At 70.9% G+C, this 14,375-nt stretch carries 34 protein-coding genes and 1 tRNA gene; 32 read left to right on the top strand and 3 right to left on the bottom strand.

Annotated features, from left to right (window positions below; genetic code table 11):
• The first annotated feature begins 2 nt into the window (after positions 1 to 2).
• Positions 3 to 566, top strand: a complete 564-nt coding sequence (locus tag ACLQ2R_RS03415) for a YceI family protein (RefSeq protein ID WP_425957784.1) — start codon at positions 3 to 5, stop codon at positions 564 to 566.
• A gap of 444 nt (positions 567 to 1,010) precedes the next feature.
• Positions 1,011 to 1,100: transfer RNA gene (locus ACLQ2R_RS03410), tRNA-Ser, on the top strand.
• A 103-nt stretch (positions 1,101 to 1,203) separates the two neighbouring features.
• Here ACLQ2R_RS03410 and ACLQ2R_RS03405 read toward each other — a convergent pair.
• From ACLQ2R_RS03405 to ACLQ2R_RS03395, 3 genes are all read right to left on the bottom strand, one after another.
• Positions 1,204 to 2,361, bottom strand: coding sequence for a tyrosine-type recombinase/integrase (locus ACLQ2R_RS03405; RefSeq protein WP_425957783.1), 1,158 nt, complete (start codon positions 2,359 to 2,361; stop codon positions 1,204 to 1,206).
• 319 nt (positions 2,362 to 2,680) lie between these two features.
• The gene (locus ACLQ2R_RS03400) at positions 2,681 to 2,875 is read right to left on the bottom strand and encodes a hypothetical protein (RefSeq protein ID WP_425957782.1); all 195 of its coding nucleotides are present in this window, start codon (positions 2,873 to 2,875) and stop codon (positions 2,681 to 2,683) included.
• A 93-nt stretch (positions 2,876 to 2,968) separates the two neighbouring features.
• On the bottom strand, positions 2,969 to 3,436 hold the full coding sequence (locus ACLQ2R_RS03395; RefSeq protein ID WP_425957781.1) for a helix-turn-helix domain-containing protein: 468 nt from the start codon (positions 3,434 to 3,436) through the stop codon (positions 2,969 to 2,971).
• Positions 3,437 to 3,628: 192 nt separating this feature from the next.
• Here ACLQ2R_RS03395 and ACLQ2R_RS03390 point away from each other — a divergent pair, with 192 nt between their 5' ends.
• The 30 genes from ACLQ2R_RS03390 to ACLQ2R_RS03245 all read left to right on the top strand — a co-directional run bounded on the left by ACLQ2R_RS03390 (position 3,629) and on the right by ACLQ2R_RS03245 (position 14,297).
• Entirely contained in the window at positions 3,629 to 3,889 is a 261-nt protein-coding gene (locus ACLQ2R_RS03390) for a hypothetical protein (RefSeq protein WP_425957780.1), read from the top strand.
• Between the two features lie 35 nt (positions 3,890 to 3,924).
• On the top strand, positions 3,925 to 4,140 hold the full coding sequence (locus ACLQ2R_RS03385) for a helix-turn-helix transcriptional regulator (RefSeq protein WP_425957779.1): 216 nt from the start codon (positions 3,925 to 3,927) through the stop codon (positions 4,138 to 4,140).
• A 16-nt stretch (positions 4,141 to 4,156) separates the two neighbouring features.
• Positions 4,157 to 4,549 carry a hypothetical protein gene (locus tag ACLQ2R_RS03380; protein WP_425957778.1) on the top strand — a complete coding sequence of 131 codons (393 nt, stop codon included), beginning with the start codon at positions 4,157 to 4,159 and terminating at the stop codon, positions 4,547 to 4,549.
• 17 nt (positions 4,550 to 4,566) lie between these two features.
• Positions 4,567 to 4,836 carry a hypothetical protein gene (locus tag ACLQ2R_RS03375; RefSeq protein WP_425957777.1) on the top strand — a complete coding sequence of 90 codons (270 nt, stop codon included), beginning with the start codon at positions 4,567 to 4,569 and terminating at the stop codon, positions 4,834 to 4,836.
• A 1-nt stretch (position 4,837) separates the two neighbouring features.
• Positions 4,838 to 5,230 (top strand): hypothetical protein, encoded by a 393-nt coding sequence (locus ACLQ2R_RS03370; RefSeq protein ID WP_425957776.1) that lies wholly within the window; start codon positions 4,838 to 4,840, stop codon positions 5,228 to 5,230.
• A complete protein-coding gene (locus ACLQ2R_RS03365) occupies positions 5,227 to 5,514 on the top strand; it encodes a hypothetical protein (RefSeq protein WP_425957775.1) in 288 nt (95 codons plus the stop codon). Before ACLQ2R_RS03370 ends, ACLQ2R_RS03365 begins: the two co-directional genes overlap by 4 nt.
• Positions 5,514 to 6,110, top strand: a complete 597-nt coding sequence (locus ACLQ2R_RS03360; protein ID WP_425957774.1) for a hypothetical protein — start codon at positions 5,514 to 5,516, stop codon at positions 6,108 to 6,110. Before ACLQ2R_RS03365 ends, ACLQ2R_RS03360 begins: the two co-directional genes overlap by 1 nt.
• The gene (locus ACLQ2R_RS03355; protein ID WP_425957773.1) at positions 6,107 to 6,472 is read left to right on the top strand and encodes a hypothetical protein; all 366 of its coding nucleotides are present in this window, start codon (positions 6,107 to 6,109) and stop codon (positions 6,470 to 6,472) included. The genes ACLQ2R_RS03360 and ACLQ2R_RS03355 overlap by 4 nt, the downstream gene beginning before the upstream one ends.
• Positions 6,472 to 6,669, top strand: coding sequence for a hypothetical protein (locus ACLQ2R_RS03350; RefSeq protein WP_425957772.1), 198 nt, complete (start codon positions 6,472 to 6,474; stop codon positions 6,667 to 6,669). Before ACLQ2R_RS03355 ends, ACLQ2R_RS03350 begins: the two co-directional genes overlap by 1 nt.
• Before the next feature lie 14 nt (positions 6,670 to 6,683).
• Positions 6,684 to 7,274 (top strand): hypothetical protein, encoded by a 591-nt coding sequence (locus ACLQ2R_RS03345; RefSeq protein WP_425957771.1) that lies wholly within the window; start codon positions 6,684 to 6,686, stop codon positions 7,272 to 7,274.
• Positions 7,256 to 7,423, top strand: a complete 168-nt coding sequence (locus ACLQ2R_RS03340; RefSeq protein ID WP_425957770.1) for a hypothetical protein — start codon at positions 7,256 to 7,258, stop codon at positions 7,421 to 7,423. Before ACLQ2R_RS03345 ends, ACLQ2R_RS03340 begins: the two co-directional genes overlap by 19 nt.
• Positions 7,424 to 7,548: 125 nt before the next feature.
• Positions 7,549 to 8,013 (top strand): hypothetical protein, encoded by a 465-nt coding sequence (locus tag ACLQ2R_RS03335; protein ID WP_425957769.1) that lies wholly within the window; start codon positions 7,549 to 7,551, stop codon positions 8,011 to 8,013.
• Positions 8,013 to 8,186: a hypothetical protein gene (locus tag ACLQ2R_RS03330; RefSeq protein WP_425957768.1), complete on the top strand. Its 174-nt coding sequence runs from the start codon at positions 8,013 to 8,015 to the stop codon at positions 8,184 to 8,186. Before ACLQ2R_RS03335 ends, ACLQ2R_RS03330 begins: the two co-directional genes overlap by 1 nt.
• Before the next feature lies 1 nt (position 8,187).
• Positions 8,188 to 8,385, top strand: a complete 198-nt coding sequence (locus ACLQ2R_RS03325; RefSeq protein WP_425957767.1) for a hypothetical protein — start codon at positions 8,188 to 8,190, stop codon at positions 8,383 to 8,385.
• Between the two features lie 34 nt (positions 8,386 to 8,419).
• On the top strand, positions 8,420 to 9,388 hold the full coding sequence (locus tag ACLQ2R_RS03320) for a hypothetical protein (RefSeq protein ID WP_425957766.1): 969 nt from the start codon (positions 8,420 to 8,422) through the stop codon (positions 9,386 to 9,388).
• The gene (locus ACLQ2R_RS03315) at positions 9,376 to 9,504 is read left to right on the top strand and encodes a hypothetical protein (RefSeq protein ID WP_425957765.1); all 129 of its coding nucleotides are present in this window, start codon (positions 9,376 to 9,378) and stop codon (positions 9,502 to 9,504) included. Before ACLQ2R_RS03320 ends, ACLQ2R_RS03315 begins: the two co-directional genes overlap by 13 nt.
• A gap of 28 nt (positions 9,505 to 9,532) precedes the next feature.
• A complete protein-coding gene (locus ACLQ2R_RS03310) occupies positions 9,533 to 9,880 on the top strand; it encodes a hypothetical protein (RefSeq protein ID WP_425957764.1) in 348 nt (115 codons plus the stop codon).
• Between the two features lie 15 nt (positions 9,881 to 9,895).
• Positions 9,896 to 10,312 (top strand): hypothetical protein, encoded by a 417-nt coding sequence (locus tag ACLQ2R_RS03305; RefSeq protein WP_425957763.1) that lies wholly within the window; start codon positions 9,896 to 9,898, stop codon positions 10,310 to 10,312.
• Positions 10,305 to 10,571: a hypothetical protein gene (locus tag ACLQ2R_RS03300; protein WP_425957762.1), complete on the top strand. Its 267-nt coding sequence runs from the start codon at positions 10,305 to 10,307 to the stop codon at positions 10,569 to 10,571. The genes ACLQ2R_RS03305 and ACLQ2R_RS03300 overlap by 8 nt, the downstream gene beginning before the upstream one ends.
• Entirely contained in the window at positions 10,564 to 11,007 is a 444-nt protein-coding gene (locus ACLQ2R_RS03295; protein WP_425957761.1) for a helix-turn-helix domain-containing protein, read from the top strand. Before ACLQ2R_RS03300 ends, ACLQ2R_RS03295 begins: the two co-directional genes overlap by 8 nt.
• Positions 11,000 to 11,185, top strand: a complete 186-nt coding sequence (locus tag ACLQ2R_RS03290) for a hypothetical protein (protein ID WP_425957760.1) — start codon at positions 11,000 to 11,002, stop codon at positions 11,183 to 11,185. Before ACLQ2R_RS03295 ends, ACLQ2R_RS03290 begins: the two co-directional genes overlap by 8 nt.
• Positions 11,182 to 11,424, top strand: coding sequence for a hypothetical protein (locus ACLQ2R_RS03285; protein ID WP_425957759.1), 243 nt, complete (start codon positions 11,182 to 11,184; stop codon positions 11,422 to 11,424). The genes ACLQ2R_RS03290 and ACLQ2R_RS03285 overlap by 4 nt, the downstream gene beginning before the upstream one ends.
• Positions 11,421 to 11,864, top strand: a complete 444-nt coding sequence (locus ACLQ2R_RS03280; RefSeq protein WP_425957758.1) for a hypothetical protein — start codon at positions 11,421 to 11,423, stop codon at positions 11,862 to 11,864. The genes ACLQ2R_RS03285 and ACLQ2R_RS03280 overlap by 4 nt, the downstream gene beginning before the upstream one ends.
• The gene (locus ACLQ2R_RS03275) at positions 11,861 to 12,496 is read left to right on the top strand and encodes a hypothetical protein (RefSeq protein WP_425957757.1); all 636 of its coding nucleotides are present in this window, start codon (positions 11,861 to 11,863) and stop codon (positions 12,494 to 12,496) included. Before ACLQ2R_RS03280 ends, ACLQ2R_RS03275 begins: the two co-directional genes overlap by 4 nt.
• On the top strand, positions 12,493 to 12,735 hold the full coding sequence (locus ACLQ2R_RS03270) for a hypothetical protein (protein WP_425957756.1): 243 nt from the start codon (positions 12,493 to 12,495) through the stop codon (positions 12,733 to 12,735). The genes ACLQ2R_RS03275 and ACLQ2R_RS03270 overlap by 4 nt, the downstream gene beginning before the upstream one ends.
• A complete protein-coding gene (locus ACLQ2R_RS03265; RefSeq protein WP_425957755.1) occupies positions 12,732 to 12,899 on the top strand; it encodes a hypothetical protein in 168 nt (55 codons plus the stop codon). The genes ACLQ2R_RS03270 and ACLQ2R_RS03265 overlap by 4 nt, the downstream gene beginning before the upstream one ends.
• A gap of 101 nt (positions 12,900 to 13,000) precedes the next feature.
• The gene (locus ACLQ2R_RS03260; protein ID WP_425957754.1) at positions 13,001 to 13,360 is read left to right on the top strand and encodes an HNH endonuclease signature motif containing protein; all 360 of its coding nucleotides are present in this window, start codon (positions 13,001 to 13,003) and stop codon (positions 13,358 to 13,360) included.
• A 25-nt stretch (positions 13,361 to 13,385) separates the two neighbouring features.
• Positions 13,386 to 13,757 carry a hypothetical protein gene (locus ACLQ2R_RS03255; RefSeq protein WP_425957753.1) on the top strand — a complete coding sequence of 124 codons (372 nt, stop codon included), beginning with the start codon at positions 13,386 to 13,388 and terminating at the stop codon, positions 13,755 to 13,757.
• 4 nt (positions 13,758 to 13,761) lie between these two features.
• The gene (locus ACLQ2R_RS03250; protein WP_425957752.1) at positions 13,762 to 14,061 is read left to right on the top strand and encodes a hypothetical protein; all 300 of its coding nucleotides are present in this window, start codon (positions 13,762 to 13,764) and stop codon (positions 14,059 to 14,061) included.
• Complete coding sequence (locus ACLQ2R_RS03245; protein WP_425957751.1) at positions 14,058 to 14,297, top strand: hypothetical protein; 240 nt, start codon at positions 14,058 to 14,060, stop codon at positions 14,295 to 14,297. Before ACLQ2R_RS03250 ends, ACLQ2R_RS03245 begins: the two co-directional genes overlap by 4 nt.
• The last annotated feature ends 78 nt before the right edge of the window (positions 14,298 to 14,375 follow it).

The raw sequence follows: 14,375 nt of genomic DNA, 5'->3' as shown, positions 1-14,375 counted from the left end.
GCATGACCACTCGGACCTGGGAGAACCTTCAGATCCCCGCCGCGGGTACCTACGTTCTCGACGCCGCCCACACCCGGGTCGGCTTCCTCGTCAAGCACATGATGGTGAGCAAGGTCCGCGGTCACTTCGGTGAGTTCGCCGGCACCGTCACCGTCGCCGAGAACCCCCTCGACTCCTCCGCGGAGATCACGATCAAGGCGGAGAGCATCACCACCGGCGCCCCCGACCGCGACAACCACCTGCGCGGCGACGACTTCCTGGCCGCCGAGAAGTTCCCCGACCTGACCTTCCGCAGCACCCGCGTGCTCGGCCACTCCGGCGACGAGTTCACCCTCGTCGGCGACCTCACCATCCGCGAGGTCACCAAGCCGGTCGAACTGACCGTCGAGTACGGCGGCGCCGGCACCAACCCGTGGGGACAGGCCCTCTGGGGCTTCTCGATCACCGCCGAGATCGACCGCGAGGAGTTCGGCCTGACCTGGAACCAGGCGCTGGAGACCGGTGGCGTCCTGGTCGGCAAGAAGATCAAGATCGAGATCGAGGGCGAGGCCAACCCGGCCGCCTGACCATCGACCACCCGGAGACCGGGCCTCTCGGGGCTCTCGGGCTTCCTGGATCTCCCCGGCCTCCTGGGCTTCGGCCCCTCCGGACTTCGGCCCTTCCGGGCATCCCGGTTCTCCCTGGGACGATGGAACCGGTATGCCGATCTTCGCGGACGCGAAGGACCCGGGTCGCCCGAACGCTGCGGGCGCCCTGATCCGGGTCGCCCGGGAGGCGGCGAGAACCCGCGGAAACCATCCACTGCTTGAGATGTAGCGTCCCAAATTCTGGGAATCCACAGTGTTTCCGCTCTCCCCATCTGCGGACTCCCGGACTTGTCCACAGGGCAGGGAAGAGTTATCCACCATCTGTGGATAACTCTTCCCCAACTCTTGCCCGGGACGCGATCGACAACCGCTTTGCCGCCTCGCCGGATGGCCGGTACTCTGTGCTGAGCCGAACGGCAACCAGGAGGCTTCGCCTAGTCAGGTCTATGGCGCCGCACTGCTAATGCGGTTTGGGTTTACCGCCCATCCGGGGTTCAAATCCCCGAGCCTCCGCAGATCAGAGGCCCTCTCCCCGCGATTTGGGAGAGGGCCTCTTTCGCGTCCGGACCCCTGAAATGCGAGATGGGGGTCACCAGGGGGTCACCGAGGCCCGTGGTCACGCTCTCCGGGCACGCCTGGGGGACGTCGACGCACGTCGTGGGACGATCGCCGTGGTCGCCTCAGCCGCGGCGGTGGCCACCTCCGGCACGACGGACACGTACACATCAGCCGTGAAGGAATGCCGCGCGTGCCCGAGGGTGGCGCTGATGACCTTGATGTCCACCCCGGCCGCCAGCGCGAGCGTCGCGGCGCAGTGCCGCAGATCGTGAAAGCGGATAGGCGGCAGCCGGCTGATGTGGACGAGCTCGCCGAACCGCTGACTCAGCCGGTCGGGATTGAGCGGACTCCCGTCCGGCCGCGTGAAGATCCGGCCCGAGTCCACCCAGGCCTCGCCGACCGCCAGGCGCTCACGCCGCTGCTGCCGGCGCCAGGCCTTGAGCAGCTCGACGTTCACCGCGTCCAGCGCGACCGTCCGCCATGACGCCTCGCTCTTGAGCGTGCCGCCCTCCTCCTCGTCACTCTCCAGCAGGCTCAGCGTCCCCGCCTCCCAGTCGACGTTCACCCACTCCGCGCCGACCACCTCGCCGCGGCGCAGGCCGCGGGTGCCGGCGAGGTGGAACACCGTACGCAGGCGCTCTCCCCACTCCTCGATGAAGTCGAAGAAGGCACCGACCTGCGCCGGGGTCCAGACCATGACCGGCCCGGGAACCCGGCCTGTGTCCTTCCACTGGGCGACCCGCGCCGCTGTCCACACCAGGGGGCGCACCCGCCGAACCTTGGGCAGCTCGACGTGCACGGCAGGGTTGTGCGCGATCCGCTTCTGCCGGTGCGCCGTCCCCAACGCGGAGGACAGCACGCGATGGATCCGCTGGATACGAGCCGCGCTCAGCGGCCGCTGTTGAGCCCGGCCGCGCTTCTCGCCCTTCGCCAGCTCCCGCTTGGTGGACGGGGCCCGGGCCGCCAGCAGCCGGCGCAGCAGCTCGCCCGGGACCTCACCCTCAGGCAGGTTGTTGATCTGCCCGATCGCCTCGTACAGCCGTTCCAGGTGCTGCTCGCGGACGTCGGCCAGCCGCATGTGCCCAAGGCCCGGCTTGCCGTACAAGTCGATCGTCTCGCGGTACGACTCGCGCGTGGATTCTGCGAGCGCCTTTTTGCCTCTCAGCCACAGGTCAAGCCACTGGCCGAACTTGATGTTCCTGTCAACGGGGGCCACCCCGTCATCGAGGTCGGCGAGTGCTCGGCGCAGCGCCTTCTTCGCGTCTGCCTCACTGGTGAACGGGCCGAGCCGGGGCTGGGGTCGCTTGCCGTCCGACTGGCGCGGGGCAGAGTAGCGGGCCCACCAGGCGCCATGGAGCGGGTCGGCGAGCAGCGGGCAGTTTGGGCCGGCGTCTTTCCGGGTCCCCGGGACCCGGCATCGGCAGCGCCGAAAGGTCGTGCCATCGGTCATGGCATCTCCGTGTTAGATATGTGGGGATTCGCCCGAATTGTGTGGGGGGACATATTCGGGTATTTCGGATACAGGCGAGAGGGATCTACTCCGACTTGTCCCGCTTCATGCGGCTCACCGTCTCCAGCGAGCCGTAGGCAACCCCTCGGTTGAACAGGAGCTGGCCGTCTTTTTCGGCCTCTCGCGTGCCGTACTTATGGCCGTGCCGCCAGGCCCATGCGGCAATGCTGACCGAGCCGATGGCGCCGATCATGAAAACGGACGCTTCTTTGAGGGGCATGGAGAATCCTCCGTGGTTCTAATCGCGGCCCTGCTATGTAGCCGTGAAAGTGAGGACGCCTCGCATGCGGTTATGGGTTACATGTCTGGTGTATTAGTGACTGTCAGATTCCAGAATCAGATCGATGATCTCTCGTAACTGCTCGCTGCGTCGCTGCAGCAGCTCGGCCGTCTCCCTGAGTTCACGATCAATGATTCTCTCGACCCGATCGCGCTGTTTCGGATCCTCGATCGCGCCGGCGGCCTCTCGTGCCTGCCGTAGCTCCTCCTCCCACTCGGACTGAGGGGTCGGGGGCACGTACTCCTTATCGCCGTACCCTGCCGCACTCAGGAGCCTGGTGGGCAGGTCTCCGAGGTGGGTGTAGCGCACCACCAGACCGTTCGCGAGCTGCTGAAGCGCCTTGTACTGCGGCTGGTTCTCAGCGCGGATCCAACGGCTGATCGTGGCCTGAGACGTTCCGGAGAGCTTCACGAGATCGCTCTGCCCCAAGTCGGCCTGCACCATGACCCGGTGCAGGAGCCCACGGAAGAGCTCAGGGTTCCACCCGCCAGCGTCTTGCATGCATGCAAGTTAACACGCCGTGCTACACCCTTGACGGCCAGGTCACAAGATTGATTGACCAAAATATTCATGCATGCGTGGAAGGATGCGCCCGCCCCTCTTGTATCTCACCTGGCGGGAGTCTTGGCAACAGAGCAATATTCCACGCATGACCGAATTGCATCCATGCATGGATGAGCGTAGCTTGCATCCATGCATGGATCCATACAGCAGGCCATACGCCCTCGCGTTCGCCTCCGCGTAGCCGAGTGGGAGAAGGCGACCCGAGCCAGGAACCTGCCGAACAACGCGGCCTGTGCCTCGCTGCTCGGTACCAGCGAGAGCACCATCTCTCGCGTCACCAGCGGTGCCGTCGAGCCCAGTCAGAAGTTCATCGCCGCCTCGCTCTGGCACTTCGATGCACTGACCTTCGAACAGCTGTACGAGATTGTCGTCGCGAGGGCTGACCAGTGACCGCCACGACAGCCACCGCACCGGCCCGGTTCACGGTGGCTGATCGTCAGGGCGACCGGCTGCTGAACCTCCCCGAGGTAGCCGAGCTCACCCGCAGGACGGAAAACCAGCTCCGGTGGCTCCGACACAAGGGGGAGTGCTCGGCGCTCTTCAAGACCGGCGGCCGCCTCTTCGCCTGGGAGAGCGACGTCGTCAGCTGGCTGGAGGACGAGCGAGCCGCTGATGCAGTAAACAGCTCCCTCGCACTGTGAAAAGGAGCAGGTCAGCATGCCCGACATCCCCGTTTATTACCGGCTGATTGACCCCGCCGGTCAGGAGATCCTCGTCCAACTCAAGGACGAGGTGCCGGCCTACCGCATCTACACCAGCGAGCAGGGCGCCGCGCGAATCGGCGGCGACGTCATCAGCGCCTGGACCCTGTACCGCCTCGCCCGTGAGGACCGCGTGCCGTGCACCCGTAACGGGCGCAAGGTCGGGTGGACCGACGAGCAGCTGGCCGGCGCCGTGGCCTACATGCAGAGCCGGGGCGCGCAGAAGACGGCCAAGCCCACGAACAAGCGGACGTCTTCCTCCCCGCAGGAGGCCCGGCCTCGAGGACGCGCCGAGATCGCGCCGCTGGTCTCCCGGCCCGCCCGCCGCTACAGCACCGCGACCCCATGATCTTCAAGGAGCGCCGCATGTCCGAGGTCGACGCCCGTTACTACCGCCAGACCACCCCGGCCGGACGCACCGCGACCGTCCGGATCACCCCCAGCTCGGTGACCCTGAGCCTGCTCGACCACCGCCCGATCGTCCTGACCCACCCCGACGCCTGGGCGGCCTGGGCCGCGCTGTCCGACGCCCTCGGGTTCCCCGAGGCGATCCCGGACTGGGTCGGCCCGCCGATCGAGCCCACCGACATCGACGGCCGCCCGCTGCCCGCGGCCGCGCCCGCCTCCCGGAGCTGAGATGCGCATCCGCCTGGCCCTGGCCGGCCCGCGCGCGATGGTCGAGGCCGAGCTCGACCGGCTCGGCTACCTGTACGAGGTGACCGCCCTCCCCGGCGGCTCCTCCATGGACCGCTCCGACCAGTACGTGGCCCGGGTCACGCTCACCCCTCGCTGCGGTGAGGGCGGCGAGGCCCTGGTGCCGGTGCGCATCGGCGACGCGCTCCTGGCCGCCGACGCGCTGCGCGTCATGGCCGAGGTCGGCGCCGACGTCGACCCCCAGCGCTCGGCCGTCCTCGCGGCGGCCGCGGCCCGCGTCACCCCGGACCGTACGACCCCTGAAACGACGACTCTCCCGGCGCCACCCACGCGCCGGGAGAGCTCACCGCACATCCCCGAAGGGATAACCCAGTGACGACCGTACAGCCCGACCCCGACAACCCCCGGCGTCGGCCTCAGATCTCCAACACCACGGTGATCCGCCACCCTGACGCGGCGGGCATGCGCCTGGAGGAGGGCGGCCGCCCCGGTACCTACTGGCTGAACCTCACAGACGGCATCGACGTCTACTTCTCGCTGGGCGGCCTGTCCGCCGAGGCCGACGCGGCGGCGATGGACCGCCTCGCCGAGCTCGCCACCGAGGCCGCCGCGAAGCTCCGCGCCCCGCGCCCCGCCGAGCAGTCCGCGGGCGGTGCCTGATGCGACCCGACCCCCGGCTGACGATCATCACCGAGGCTCTGCGCCAGCCGCTGCCCGAGGTCACGCAGGCGGACATGATCTACGGGTACAGCGCCACCTACTTCGCCCCGGACGCAGCCCAGCGGCCCACGCCGTGGGGGATGCAGGTGGACATGCTCGCTCACCTCATCCACACCCGCCTGTACGGCCGCCCCAGTTCCACCGAGCAGGCCAGCCCGCTGGCCCAGGCCGAGGACGCCAAGCGCCGCCGTGACCTCGGCGGTGAACTCGACGCGCTGGCGGCGGGTCAGGCATCGCTGCAGAACGCGCCCTGGTATCCGCTCCAGCCGGGCGACGTCGTGCATGTCTCCTACGCCGCGATCAACGACGTCGTCTCGGCCTTCGGCGAGACGTACCTGATCGAGGCCGGGTCGTGCGACGGCTTCCTCAACATGCGGCTGCTGGCCCGCTCTGGGGACTTCGACCCCGGCGCCGATCTCACCGTGGCCGATGACCCCGACCCGCTGTTCGACGTGTGGTTCGAGGCCGGACCGCACACCCTGACGATCGTCCGCCACGGCCACGTCGTGCATCCCGCTGGCGGTGAGGGTCGATGACCCCTGAGCAGATCACCGAGCTGGCGGATCAGATCCAGCACGCCGAGGTCCTGCGGATCGTCGGCGACCTCGACAAGGCACGGGCCGCGCTCGCTGAGGAGCGCGCGGCGGCCAGCGACCTGCTGACGGCGATCTGCGCCGAGCTCGACGTGCCCCAGGCCATGGATCACGAGGGCTACGTCGCCCGCGCCGTCTGGCTGGCCGAGCGGGGGCCGTACGTCCACGGCGTGCTGAGCACTCCCCTCCCGACCGCCCCCGCCGTGCGCTACCGCATCGCGGCGGAGGTGCTCGGCATCTTCACCGCGGCGCGTCGGCCCCCGTACCGGGTGTACGTCGACGCACCTGCGGGCGGTGAGGGCTGATGCGAGAGCACTACCGCGTCGCCCTGCTGCTCGCCGACGGCGCCCGGATCCGCCCGGCGTGCCGGGTCTCCGGCTGCGACTGGGAGGGCCAGGCCCACGTCTACAAGCCCGCCGCCGAGTACGAGCGCACGATCCACCAGCGCTGGCACGCCGCCCGCACCGCCAAGACCATCCCGTCCCGCACCGCCACCTCCTGACCCCGGAGATCCCTATGAGCCACATCGATGAGATCACCACCAGCCGTCTGGGCTGGCCCACCATCGGACCGATCCAGCAGGAGGGCGATCGACGCCGCGCCGCGATCTGCTTCGGGGAGCGCTCCGACCGGCACGACCGCAGCTCGCTGTGGCTGGAGAGCCGCGAGGAGCTCATCGCGCTGATCAACGCCGCGTCGCACCAGCTGTCGTGCTGGGAGGCGATGGACCGGCAGCGCGCCACGGCCGCGCACCCCTCCCACCTCGACCCGGCGCCCCTGCCGCCCCGGACCCCGACCCCGGCCCCCGCCCCGGCGCCGGCCCCGGAGCCCGCCCCGAGCCTGTCGGACCTGCTCGCCCCGCCCCTGTCCACCCCCTTCCACCACGCCCCCGCCCCGATGGTGCGCGGGCCCTTCGACTCGGCCACGCCGCCGCTGCCGTCGGTGGAGAGCGCGGTGCCGGTCCCGCCGAGCGTCACCGCGATGGCCGCCCCGGACGCCGAGCCGCCCCGCGGCGTGCGCCCGTACCTCATGGCCGACCCCCAGGAGGCCGGCCGCCAGCAGGAGGCGGTGATGCCGGACCCTTCCCTGTGGTCGCGTCAGCAGTGACCGGCCGCCACCGCCACCCCCGCCCGGCCGCCCCCGCCCAGACCCGCTCCCGGGCCCGGCAGGTGGCCGCCTGGGCGCGGGAGTTCACCCGCCCCCGCCGCGTCGACTCCTCCGAGAGCGGCTGGCCCGCCCACTGGGCGTGCTGGTGACCGGCGCCCTCCCACTCCTCTCGCCGCCCCTCCTCCCCGGGGCGGCGGGAGGCCGCGCGCCGCGGCGGGCCCTCCCCGCCGCGGCGCCGTCCGCATGTCCCCGCCGCACCACCCCGGGAACGCCCATGACGCACCTGCCCGCCGACCCCTCCGACGTCGCCGACCTGACCCGGGCGACCTTCCATCTCGCGTTCTCCGCCAACCAGCTGCACCACGCCTACGAGTGCGTCACGGTCTACGCGGGCACCGAGCGCTGCGGTCTGCTGGTCATGCCCCGGCACCTGGCCTGGGAGATGGCCGCCCGCCTGGTCGACCCGCCCGCCCGCATCGCCGACATCACCCCCGAGATCATCCGCCACGTCCGCTATGTCCTCGATGAGGACTACGCCCTCGACGTCGACGAGCAGCCCACCGAGCACCTGCGCCGGGTGATCCGGCTGATGGCCAACGCCACCGAGGACGAGCTGCGCGTGATGGGCCGCGCCTACCCGGCCTACGCCATGGCGGTCGCGATCGCCACCGGCGCCCCGACGGGCCTGGAGGCGCTGCGCCTGCTGTACCTCACCGTGAGCTCCGCGGCGGCCGGCTGATGAGGTGGCAAGCCGGTCTCGTCGCCGTCGCGTTCACGGCCGGGGCTCTGTGGCTGGCGCGTATCGGCCGCCGCCTGTGGCGCGGCGGCGACGAGACCGGCGCCCTGGTGGCCGCCGCGGCCAGCAGCGGCCTGACGGGCCTGGCGATCTTCTGCCTGGCGCTGGGCGCCTGAGATGACCCAGAAAGAGATGTGGGCCGCGGTCAAGCAGATCCGGTACGGCCACATCCCTCGCACCTACCTGTGGCAGGTGGCGGTCCAGGCCGACGTCACCGACAGCTCTCTGCGTCGGCTGTCCTACGGCACCGCCGACGAGCGCACCGTCCAGCGGGTCGCCGCCTGGCTGGCCCGACATACCGCCCCGCCCCGATGACCCCCTCAGCACGACCAGGAAGGCACGCAGTCACATGTCTGCGGACGACGCACCGAAGATCTTCTGGGACTGGATCCGGCTCATCCGGCGTATCGAGCTGGGGTTCAACCCCTCGCCGACCGGCGACCCGAAGAAGCGCATCAGCACCACCACCGTGCAGCACGTGGCCATGACCGCCGCCACGTACGCCAACCCCGACGGCACCCGGATCCGGCCCGGCATCCCGCGCCTGGCCCGGGTGTGCCGCCTCGACACCACCGTGGTCGGCAACTGCCTCCGGCGGCTGCGCGACCTCGGCCTGCTGCTGCGGGTCTTCGCCGGGTCCGGCGCCGGGCGCAACGCCCGCGCCGACGAGTACCGCATGGCGATCCCTGAGGGCCTGCACGAGCGGGTCGCGATGCTCGACCCCGATGAGGGCGAGCTGGTCGTCCCCGAGGGCGTCGAGGCGCCCCCGGCGCGCAAGCCGCGGGCGAAGAACAAGCCGGCCGAAGCGGCCGGATCACCCGGTGCTGCACCGGCTGATCAGCCTGTGGATAACCCCTCATCACCCGGTGCTGCACCGGCTGATCCGGGCCTCTCCGAGAAAGAACACCCGGTGCTGCACCCGGGAACACCCGGTGCTGCACCGTCGATCACCCGGTGCAGCACCGCCCCACCTACACATGACCTACCAATGACCCCCCATTACACATTGAGCTCGCCGTACGGGGCTGAGGTGGAAGTCGCTCCGGCGCGGCGCGAGGAGCCTCCGGCGGCGGATGTCACGCAGCCCTCGGCGAACCCCGCAACGAGCCCGGCGAGGGCGCTGGCCGCGCTCGACCAGACCGACCTCGACGCCGCCTACGCCGTGGCGTTCGCCGCCCTGAACCGCCTGCCGGACTTCGGCCACGACCTGATCGCCGCCGCCCGGATCGAGCTCGGTGCCGACGCGCCCCGGGCGCACCTGGTCATCCACGCCCACCACCTATCGATATTCGAACACCCGTCCGCATGCATCGCCTAGCGTTGATCATCTGGCAACTGATCTGCGATCACACCTGGGAGGAGACCAGCCGCCGGAACTGGATCTCGACCTACCGGTGCCGCCGGTGCCGCAAGACCACGACCCGCAGCCACTGACCCGCCCGCCGACCGCCAGGAGGTGCCCATGATCCCCACCAAGCACGATCTGGAGCCCTGCCCCTACGGCTGCCGCCGGACCGTCCTGGTGACGATCACCGGCCGCGGCCGCCGCCTGGCCGTCGACCCCATCCCCGACGAGCGCGGCAACACCGCGATCTGGCGCGACGGGCCCGGCACCTGGCGCTCGCGCTCCCTGGCCGGCACCGACGCGATGCCGCTCCTGTCCTACGAGGACCGGGTCATGCCGCACGTGGCCACCAGCCCCGCCTGCCACCCGGCGCCGCCCGCCCCGGCCCTGCCCGGCCTCCTCGCCTTCACCGCCCGCCCCCGCAGCACCCGCGGCCGCCTGCCGCACCCACGCCGCACCCGCTGACCCGAAGGAACACCCATGATCAACATCTCCGCCTGGTGGAAGCGCCAGCGCGACGCCCTGCGCGACCCCTTCGACATCTGGGACAAGCCCGCGGCCGCAGCCGCCGACCGTCCCGAGGACTGGCAGGCCCGCGCGCTGCGCGCCGAGTTCCTCCTGGCCTCCGCCGGCGGCGCCCTGGCTCAGCTCGGCCAGGTCTGGCTGACCCGGGCCGCGGTGGCCGAGACGGAACTGGGCGCCCCTACCCTCACTTTCAGCAGCGAGGTCGTCCTGCGCTGCCGCCTGCAGACGTACTCCATCGCCGCCCGCGAGCTGCGCGAGATGCTGGACCGCATCGACGCTACCGCCACGCCCTGGCGCGGGCCGCGCCCCTCGATGGAGCACCTGCGCGAAGTGGTGGCCCACCTGAGCGCCCCGGACGCCGACCGTGAATGACCTCACCCCGCACCCGCCCGCGCCCGACCCCGCCCGGCCGCTGATGGGCACGATCGCCGTCGGCATCGAGCAGGCCGACGGCACCGTGACCACCACCCTCTGGGACCTGCCCGCCGACGTCGCCCGCTGGGAGGTCGTCCGCCTGACCGGCCGGCACGGCGACCCCACCGGCGGGATGACCTCCTCGGCCGAGGTCGCCTCGGCCGCCGCGGCCTTCATGGCCGGCCTGCACGACGCGGCGGTGACGACCAGTGCCTGAGACCTCCCTCCCGGGCGAGGTGCTGCGTGACCGGCGCCGCGCGCTGCGCCTGACCGCCGCCCAGCTCGGACAGCGCGCGGGCATCAGCAAGACCGCGGTCGTCAAAGCCGAGCGCGGACTGTTCAGCTCCTCGGCCCCGAGCTACGTCGCCATCCGTGACGCGCTGGACGCCGCCGAGGCCCGGCACGCCGTCGGCGACGAGCAGCCCGACCGGCACAGCGGTCTCGGCGACCAGCTCCGCCGCGCCCGCACCGTGGCCGGCCTCACCCAGGACGACGTGGGCGACCTCCTCGGCCGCCGCGGCAACGCCTGGCTCACCGGCATCGAGGGCGGCTGGGGATCCATCACCCCTGACCGGCTCGACCAGCTCGCCGCTGCCCTCGGCTGCGAGATCCACATCGTCCCCATCGGGAAGGAGCCCCGACCAGATGCCTGACCGCCCGACGCCCCCGGCGCCCGCCCCGGCCACGCCCTGCGCCTACGGCACGGCGTGCGGCCCGTCGACCGGCTGGCGGTGGTCCGCCGCCGGGTGGGCGCGCGCCTGCGACGCTCACCGCGGCCGCCGCGGCCAGTTCGTGCCCGACGTCGTCAACACCACCCCGGCCAGCCGATGACCGGGCCCGCCCTGGTGGTCTTCCTGCTCATCTACGCCGTCATCGGCGCCGTCTGCGCGGCCGCCGCCTACCCCCGCGTGTGGAGCGACGTCATCGACCACGGCACTCCCGGCAGCCCTCGTGACGGAGGCCTGGGCACCGTCTACATCTGGGCCTGCTGCCTGATCCTGTGCCTACTCGTCGGCCTCACCTGGCCCGTCACCGTCCCCGCCTGGCTCATCCGTCAGAGGAGCTCATGAAGATCCCCATGCCCCCTGGCGCCGTCTACGACAAGGAGGCGCTGCTGGCCGGTGTCGACCTGATCGGCCGGACCGGCGCCCGGCAGTTCGAGGTCGGCTACCTGCACGAGGGCGTGCCCTCCGAGGAGGCCGGCTGGTACGCCCAGGCCCGGTGGAGCGGCACCCGCCTGATCGCCGAGAACCACACCGACCCCGTAGAGGCCGTCGAGGCGCTCGCCGCCCGGGTCCTGACCGGCGGCCAGTGCCAGCACTGCCGCGGCGTCACCAGCCTCACCGAGGAGCGCCCCGATCCCCGAGGCCGGTACATGGCTGACGGCACCGTGTGGACCACCAAGGAGCAGCAGGCGGCCCCGCTGTGCCAGTGGACCAGGCAGGGCCCGCGCTGGGTCCGCGGCTGCGAGCGGCCCGCGTCGCCGACGGCCGCCCCGGAGGGTCGGTGAGCGCTGCGCTCGACGTCGGCATTCTGGTCCAGGAGCTCCTCCCGCTCCTGGACCAGCTCCGCGCGCTCGTCCCCGAGGAGGTCCGCGACCCCTCCCGCGGCACCACCAGCCACCACAAGGCCGTCGGCAGCCCGGCGCCCTGGCACGCCGAGGCGGGCATGCTGCTGTACCTCATCAGCGAGGAGGTCCGGCGCCTGGAGGCCTCGCTGCGCCGCGACGTCGCCGGCCACCTCGGCCCCCGGCGCGGCGGCTCCGACGCGAACACCACCCTGGCGCTGGAGTCCATCGCCCGCCTGGCCCACGGCGTCCCCGAGGAGCGGGCCCGCGCCGCCGGCCGGATCCTGAACGGGTGGATTCGCCAGGTCCGCCAGGTGCCCGACATCGGGCTGGAGGAGCGCTGGGTGCCGGTGCCGACCCCGCCCGGCACCCTGCCCCCGCCGTGCCCGTACTGCCGCACGTACGGGCTGCGCGTCGCGGTTCGCGCCGGACAGGTCATGTGCATCAACCGCGTCTGCGAGGACTCCCAGGGGGAGCGTCCACGCGGCCGGATGGACCGCAGCACCCTCACCGGCGACCCCATGATCAGCTGGGCCGACGGACGAACGATCACCTACGGAAGGGACCGGGCATGAGCACGGGGTGGACCGTCGACGAGGCCGCCGAGCAGCTGCACCCGCCGCTCTCGGCCGCCGAGGTACGCGCCCTCATCCTCGTGTGCGCGATCCCCGCCCTCGGCAACCGCAGCGGCGGCCGGGGCCGGCCCGCGGTCGAGTACGACCAGGCCATCATCCTCCGCGCGCACGCTGCGGTGGTCACGATCCGGCCAGGCACCCGCCCTACCTTCACCGAAGACGAGAGGATCCCACCATGAGCAGACAGATCGACAGCAGAGCCGTCGCCGAGTCCTTTGCTACGCTCCAACGGCAGATGCGCGAGCAGGTGGCCCCGGCACTCCGATCACTCGCGAACTCCCTCAACGGCGTTTCCAGGAACATGCGCGACGTGATCGACACGCATCGCCAGCCCAGAAGTTGACGGCTGATCATTTATCTGGCCTAATTCTGTGCCAGCAGAGCTATGCAAAAACCCGGCCAGGAGCGCGATCCGAGCCGGGTTTTCGCGCGTCTGGGGGCCGAATGCCGACCCGCGCACCCCGCCGATGCACTGCCGCCGGCTGCGGAGAAGACGCCGCGATCGGCGGCCGATGCGAGCGCCACCGCCACCCCACCCGCCGCGGCAAGGCCCAGCCCCGGCCGAGCTCCACCGCCCAAGGGTATGACCGCACCTGGCGAGCCCGATCCGAACGCATCCGCCGAGAACGCCCATGGTGCGAGGCACCCGGCTGCGGCCAGCCCAGCGAGCACGTCGACCACATCGACGGCGACAAGACCAACAACCAGGAGTGGAACCTGCAGGCGCTCTGCCGCTCCTGCCACTCCCGCAAGACCGTGAAACACGACGGCGGATTCGGGAACGAGCGCACGCCCAGGTACTGATCCTGCCTAGCAAATGGAGGCTTCCATGGTCAAAGACTGGCCGCACCCCACCGCTCCCACCCTCGGTGACTTCGTCCTCTACACACTCACCGAGCAGGACGCCTACGCGATCAACCAGCGCCGAACCGACGGGGACCGAGCCCGCGCCTCCGACGCGCACAACGGAGTCGTCATCCACAGCGGCAACTCGGTCATCCCGGGCGACGTCTTCCCGGCCCTGGTGGTCCGAGTCTGGGAGTCCTCGTTCAACAGCGTGAACCTGCACGTGTTCCTCGACGGCATCGACACGTACTGGGCTACCTCGAAGTCCGAGGGCGACGAGCCGGGCACGTGGGCCTGGTCTCGCTCCCCTGCCACGGTCCACGTCGAGAACCTCACGGTTAGCCCCGAGCACTGACCACATGACCAGCCGCCCCGATCCCCTCGTGGCCTTCGACATCCGCGACAGCCGTAACTGGTGGAAGGTCACGAACGACAGCGCGTACCACGAGAGCCTGCTGGAGTGGATGCGCGCGCAGGGGATGAACCCGTCCATCACCTACCGGCTGGAGATCCACCTGATCGACTGCCCGTCAGCGCGGATCTACGAGTACGACCTGAACAGCGACGGGCACCGCTACTCCGTGGGCAATGACCTGGCTCGGCGCGAGCCGTACGAGGTGATCCTGCCCAGCCTCCCGCCTGAGCGCACGCTCCGGTGAGCGAGCAGAACCGAGCGGACCTCGATCGCCTTGGTGCCGTGTTCAGCTTCATGCTGGCCGCCCGGCTCGACGCTCCTGCCTCGTCCTCGTGGCGTTGCAGCCATGTCCACGCCGTGCCGGTCCGATCGGTCGTCGATGACGAGCTCCTCGCTCGGCTGTGCCCCGACTGTGACGAGCAGCTTCCTGCCTCTGGCACCGATGCTCGCGTGCATTACGTCCTCTATCACGCATCGTGATCGGGCCTCGGGGGAGGGGGGTCAAGATCACCATGGGAGGGGGTGGCGAACGCGCGGGGGGGAGAGCACAGAGAGCGT

Origin of the sequence: Streptosporangium sp. DT93 (assembly GCF_049844535.1) — a bacterium.
Classification (GTDB): Bacteria; Actinomycetota; Actinomycetes; order Streptosporangiales; family Streptosporangiaceae; genus Streptosporangium.
Note: the sequence above shows the minus strand (reverse complement) of the source record. Positions and strands in the feature narration are given on the sequence as shown.